Origin of the sequence: Enterobacter cloacae complex sp. BZL2005, assembly GCF_049238885.1 — a bacterium.
GTDB lineage: Bacteria > Pseudomonadota > Gammaproteobacteria > Enterobacterales > Enterobacteriaceae > Enterobacter > Enterobacter roggenkampii.
Genome location: NZ_JBMKGI010000035.1, coordinates 1 through 5,353, shown reverse-complemented (window position 1 = coordinate 5,353; position 5,353 = coordinate 1). Strand labels below are relative to the sequence as shown.

Annotated in this window: 4 protein-coding genes and 3 pseudogenes; 6 read left to right on the top strand and 1 reads right to left on the bottom strand. The window is 60.0% G+C overall.

Translation table 11 applies throughout. From position 1 onward, the window contains the following. From ACOTXI_RS24070 to ACOTXI_RS24045, 6 genes and pseudogenes are all read left to right on the top strand, one after another. On the top strand, positions 1-1,572 hold a 1,572-nt coding region (locus ACOTXI_RS24070; RefSeq protein WP_421766150.1), incomplete at its 5' end, for an AAA family ATPase. Continuing rightward, entirely contained in the window at positions 1,572-1,769 is a 198-nt protein-coding gene (locus ACOTXI_RS24065; protein ID WP_004152115.1) for a hypothetical protein, read from the top strand. The genes ACOTXI_RS24070 and ACOTXI_RS24065, both read left to right, overlap by 1 nt. Positions 1,770-2,006: 237 nt before the next feature. Continuing rightward, a pseudogene (locus ACOTXI_RS24060) lies at positions 2,007-2,153 on the top strand (diguanylate cyclase); the annotation flags it as partial. Positions 2,154-2,267: 114 nt separating this feature from the next. Beyond that, positions 2,268-2,756, top strand: coding sequence for a phosphate-starvation-inducible PsiE family protein (locus ACOTXI_RS24055; RefSeq protein ID WP_004152114.1), 489 nt, complete (start codon positions 2,268-2,270; stop codon positions 2,754-2,756). Further along, entirely contained in the window at positions 2,743-3,705 is a 963-nt protein-coding gene (locus tag ACOTXI_RS24050; RefSeq protein WP_004152113.1) for a zinc metalloprotease HtpX, read from the top strand. The genes ACOTXI_RS24055 and ACOTXI_RS24050 overlap by 14 nt, the downstream gene beginning before the upstream one ends. 155 nt (positions 3,706-3,860) lie before the next feature. Then, positions 3,861-5,047 (top strand): annotated as a pseudogene (locus tag ACOTXI_RS24045) (IS3 family transposase); the annotation flags it as partial. Between the two features lie 153 nt (positions 5,048-5,200). Here the strand turns inward: ACOTXI_RS24045 and ACOTXI_RS24040 are convergent. Next, positions 5,201-5,353, bottom strand: a pseudogene (locus ACOTXI_RS24040) (GNAT family N-acetyltransferase); the annotation flags it as partial.

Below are 5,353 nucleotides of genomic sequence, written 5' to 3'. Positions count from 1 at the left end.
ATGGCGCGCGGTGAACTCAACCTGATCGGCGCCACGACGCTGAACGAGTACCAGAAATACATCGAGAAGGATGCCGCACTGGAGCGGCGCTTCCAGCCGGTGACGGTACCCGAGCCGACGGTGGCCCAGGCCATCATGATTCTGCGCGGCCTGCGCGACACCTTCGAGGCGCACCACAAGGTCAGCATCTCCGAGGACGCGATCATCGCGGCGGCCGAGTTGTCCGACCGCTACATCACGGCGCGCTTCCTGCCGGACAAGGCGATCGACTTGCTCGACCAGGCGGCCGCGCGCGTGAAGCTGTCGGCCACGGCCCGGCCGGTGGCCGTGCAGGAGCTGGAGTCCGAACTGCACCAGCTGCGGCGTGAACAGGATTACGTGGCCGCGCGCAAGCAGTACGACCAGGCCGCCGAGCTCGGGAAGCGCATCGAAGCCAAGGAGGCCGAGCTCAAGAAGCTCGTCGAGGACTGGGAGCGGGAGCGGGCCTCCGGCAGTGCCGAGGTCAAGGCGGAACACGTGGCGCAGATCGTCTCGCGCCTGACCGGCATCCCGGTCAACGAGTTGACGGTGGAAGAGCGCGAAAAGCTGCTGCACTTGGAACAACGGCTGCACGAGCGCCTGGTGGGACAAGACGAGGCGGTCCGTGCCGTGGCCGATGCCGTGCGGCTGTCCCGCGCCGGCCTGCGTGAAGGCAGCAAACCGGTGGCTACCTTCCTGTTTCTGGGCCCGACCGGGGTGGGCAAGACCGAGCTCGCCAAGGCATTGGCCGAATCGATCTACGGCGATGAGCACGCCCTGTTGCGCATCGACATGTCGGAATATGGCGAACGCCATACCGTGGCGCGATTGGTGGGCGCGCCTCCGGGCTATGTCGGTTACGACGAAGGCGGTCAGCTCACCGAGAAGGTGCGGCGCAAGCCCTACAGCGTGCTGCTGCTCGACGAGATCGAGAAGGCACACCCTGACGTATACAACATCCTGCTGCAAGTGTTCGACGACGGTCGCCTCACCGACGGCAAGGGCCGGGTGGTGGATTTCACCAACACCATCATCATCGCCACGTCCAACCTGGGTTCGGACATCATCCAGCGACGGCTGAAGGCGCGCGGGGCGGCCGGCGAGGAGTACGAAAAGACCAAGGCCGGAGTCATGGACGTGCTGCGCGGCCATTTCCGGCCCGAGTTCCTCAACCGCATCGACGAGATCATCGTCTTCCATGCGCTGGGCAAGGAGGAGATCCGCCACATCGTCGGCCTGCAGCTCGATCGCGTGGCGCGCAGCGCCGCCAGCCAGGGCGTGACGCTCACTTTCGATCAGACGCTGATCGACCATTTCGCGGAAGAAGGCTACAAGCCCGAGTTCGGTGCGCGTGAACTCAAGCGCCTGATCCGCAGCGAGCTGGAAACTGCGCTGGCGCGCGAGATGCTCGGCGGCGGTATCGGCAAGGGCGATCACGCCAGCGCACGCTGGGACGACAAGGCCGAACGCGTGGTGTTCGAACGCAAAGAGCCACCGCAGACCCCGGCCGAGCCGGAGCAGCCGGATGCCGCGAAGGCGAGCGACGCATCTTGATGGCGGGCGAGGCTGCCGTGTCCGACCCCATCGGCCTGGCACTGGCATGGGCAGCCTCCCTGGCCTCGATCGCGGTGGCGGTCGTGGCCGCAGGTCACGCGGGCGTCTACAAGCGTGATGAGCAGTCGGCCACGCCGTGGGGACTGCTCATCAGCGGCGGCACTGCCCTCCCGCTCGCTGGCCATCCGTTCGCGTGACGGCGCGGCCCATCTGTTCACCTGATCCTCTGGCAACTCGACTTTCGAGGAACAAGGCCCATGGCTGGGTGACGCGGGCAGGCAACTGATAGTCGGTACTCTGTTCGACATCTCTTCTCGCAAGGAAATAGAGCAGCAGTTGCTGCGTATGGTGATCACCGACCCCTTTGCTTCACGGTTGAGGGAACATGTTCGCGCAACCGACATGGCTGCCCGGATTGGGGGGAGGAATTCGCTGTGTTGTTGGAAGCGGTATCGATAGAAGGCGCCCAAGTATGGGCGGAGCGATTTCGTCAGGACACTGCGGCGACAGCGGTGGTGTGTGGAGAGGTGTCGATCAGCTATAGCGCCAGCATGGGGGTGGCTCTCCTTGACCCCCGTTTGCACTCTGTCGAGCAGGTGATGCTGCAGGCGGACAGCGCGCTCTACCAGGCAAAAAAGACGAGGGTGCAACCAAGTTGTGGGCGCACAAGTATTTCAGAATTGAGAGGAGTGGCGATGAAGGAAAAGCAAGCAGACCCGATCAAAACATTTCGCGCCCAATGGGCAGTGATGACGTTCTACGAGCGCTTTGAACAGGTGATCGCGCTCGCGCTGTCCGCAATCATTGCCGTTATCATCGTGGTCTCGCTGCTGCAGCTGATCTCGATCGTCTTCAGCCTGCTGATCATTGATGCATTCAATCCGCTCGATCACAAGGTCTTCCAGACCGTGTTCGGCATGATCATGACGCTGCTCATTGCCATGGAGTTCAAGCATTCCATCGTGAGGGTGGCCTTGCGGCGCGACAGCATCATCCAGGTCAAGACGGTGATCCTGATCGGGCTGATCGCCCTGGCGCGTAAATTCGTAATCCTCGACCCGGAGACCGGCCCCGCCAAGGTCGCGGCGCTTGCAGGCGCGACACTGGCCCTCGGGGCGACTTACTGGCTGCTGCGCGAGCGCGATGACCGGACAGCCGGGGAAAGCTCAGATGATCAGTCGTGATCTGCGCCACGCGCAGAATGTCGGCGCGCGGCATCGCTGGCACAATCGCCTGCAAACCGTGCTGTTGGTGCTGACCCTGCTCGGAATTGCCGCCGTCGCTGGCAGCCTGCTGTTGGGTGACGGCGGGCTTTGGCTGGCGCTTGCGGCTGCGGGGTTCACCCTGCTGCTTGAACCGGCGGCCGCCTCCGGGCTGACCTTGCGGCTGTATGGCGCACGCCCCCTGCACCCGGATGAAGCGCCCGATCTTTGGGCTGTGTTGCGCGAACTGGCGGCGCGGGCCGGGCTGCCTACCGTGCCGGTACCGCACTACGTGCCCAGCGGGGTCGTCAACGCCTTCGCCACCGGTTCGAAGCATCACGCGGCCATCGCGCTGACCGACGGCCTGCTGCGTAGCCTCACGCCCCGCGAGTTGACCGGCGTGCTCGGCCACGAAATCGCGCATATTGCGAACGAGGATTTGCGTGTCATGGGCTTGGCCGATTCCATCAGCCGGCTCACCCATCTTCTGGCCTTGTTGGGGCAGCTTGCGATCGTGCTCAGCTTGCCAACGCTATTGCTTGGAGTCACGGAAGTCAATTGGCCCGCGTTGCTTCTACTTGCGGTCGCGCCACAGCTGGCCTTGCTGGCTCAGTTGGGCTTGTCCAGGGTGCGCGAATTCGACGCCGACCGGCTCGCTGCCGAATTGACCGGCGACCCGCACGGGCTGGCCTCAGCGCTCGCCAAGATCGAGCGGGTGAGCCGCTCCTGGCGCGCCTGGCTGCTGCCCGGATGGGGCAATCCGGAACCCTCCTGGTTGCGCACGCATCCAGCGACGGCTGAACGCATTGAGCGCTTGCTGGAACTTGCTCCGCCGCCCGCGATGCCGCCGTTTCCATCGGCCCGTTTCGACCCCGAAGTGACCGTATCACCACGTCCGCCACGCTGGCGCACTGGCGGCCTTTGGCGCTGATTTCAACATGGAGAATGACGTGACCTACCCGACCCCTACAGCCGCCCGGCGCCGGATCGATTCATCCGGCGCTGGCTCGTCATCACTGGCTGCATCGCCGCACTCATGCTGCTGTGGCAGTTCCTGCCCGCCATCGAAGCCTGGTTCAGTCCCCACGAAACAAATGCTTCAGCCCGGAAGAGAGGTCTCAGGCCGTCCGGGAGCTCTGTAACCGACGTGGAACCGCGCGTAAAGTTGCACAAAGCATAGGCGTCAGCGTCCCGGTCCTGTACAAATGGAAGAAAGACCTTATCAGTGACGAGGCTTATCAATCCATGCGCAAACGAAAGTCAGCCCCTCAGGATAAAAATCAGGATGCTTTACTCGGTGAAATCCAGCGTCTCAGGAAGCAGATTCATCAGCTGCAGCTCGAACGTGACATACTGACAAAGGCGAATGAACTGATAAAAAAAGATCTGGGCGTCAGCTTTCTGAAACTGAAAAACAGGGAGAAAACCCTGATAGTTGATGCCCTTAAGAAAAAGTACCCCGTTGCTGAGTTGCTAAGCGTTCTGCAACTTGCCCGCAGCTGTTATTTTTACCAAAACGTCTGTACGATAAGTATGCGGTAATACGCGTGATCATGGCCGATATCTTTGAGGAGAATTACCGCTGTTACGGCTATCGGCGCCTTCACGCGATGCTTCGCGGTAACAACAGGGTTATTTCTGAAAAGGTTGTCCGCAGACTGATGGCAGAAGAGCAGCTCGTTGTTAAGCGCACCAGGCGACGACGATACAACTCTTACTGTGGCGAAATCGGCCCGGCACCGGAAAATTTACTCGCCCGGGATTTTAGTTCCTGCAGGCCAAATGAGAAGTGGCTGACCGATATTACGGAGTTCCAGCTTCCGGCTGGAAAAGTCTATCTGTCGCCGGTTATCGACTGCTTTGATGGCCTGGTTGTAAGCTGGTCGATAGGAACACGCCCGGACGCGACGCTGGTGAATACGATGCTCGATGACGCACTCGATACGCTCAACGAACATGATAAACCAGTGATACACAGCGATCGTGGTGGCCATTACCGGTGGCCGGGCTGGCTCGAGCGTATCAACACCTCCGGACTTATAAGGTCCATGTCGCGCAAAGGATGCTCGTCGGATAATGCTGCGTGTGAAGGCTTCTTCGGGCGTATCAAAAACGAAATGTTCTATGGCAGAGACTGGGCGGGTATCACGCTGGAAAAATTTATCTGCTTCCTGGACAGGTACATACGCTGGTATAACGAGAAACGTATCAAGCTATCATTAGGTGCAATGAGTCCTGTGAAGTACCGGCAGCATCTTGGGATCACAACATAACAGTCCAGGAAAACATCCGCAGCCCCTGAGACGACGATAACGCTTTGTGCTGACAATACAGGTGCGCATAACAAAGATTATGTTAAATTCAATGGTAAAATCATTATAAATCAATACCTTAAATATCGAACAAGCCCCTTTCTTCCTCAAACCTCACTGTGGTAACTTTAAAAACAATGTCCGTTCCTGAGTTTGTGACGCCTTAAAGCCATGGTGAAGATAAAAGTTTTTGGCTTCTTCAGTCAGTGCATGAACCATAATCGCACGGACTCCAATATTCTCAGCTACACGGTAACAGCGCAGAAC

Excerpts from the sequence above, each read along its gene's own strand:
- ACOTXI_RS24065 (WP_004152115.1), top strand. The coding sequence starts at position 1,572 with ATGGCGGGCGAGGCTGCCGTGTCCGACCCCATCGGCCTGGCACTGGCA.
- ACOTXI_RS24055 (WP_004152114.1), top strand. The coding sequence starts at position 2,268 with ATGAAGGAAAAGCAAGCAGACCCGATCAAAACATTTCGCGCCCAATGG.
- ACOTXI_RS24050 (WP_004152113.1), top strand. The coding sequence starts at position 2,743 with ATGATCAGTCGTGATCTGCGCCACGCGCAGAATGTCGGCGCGCGGCAT.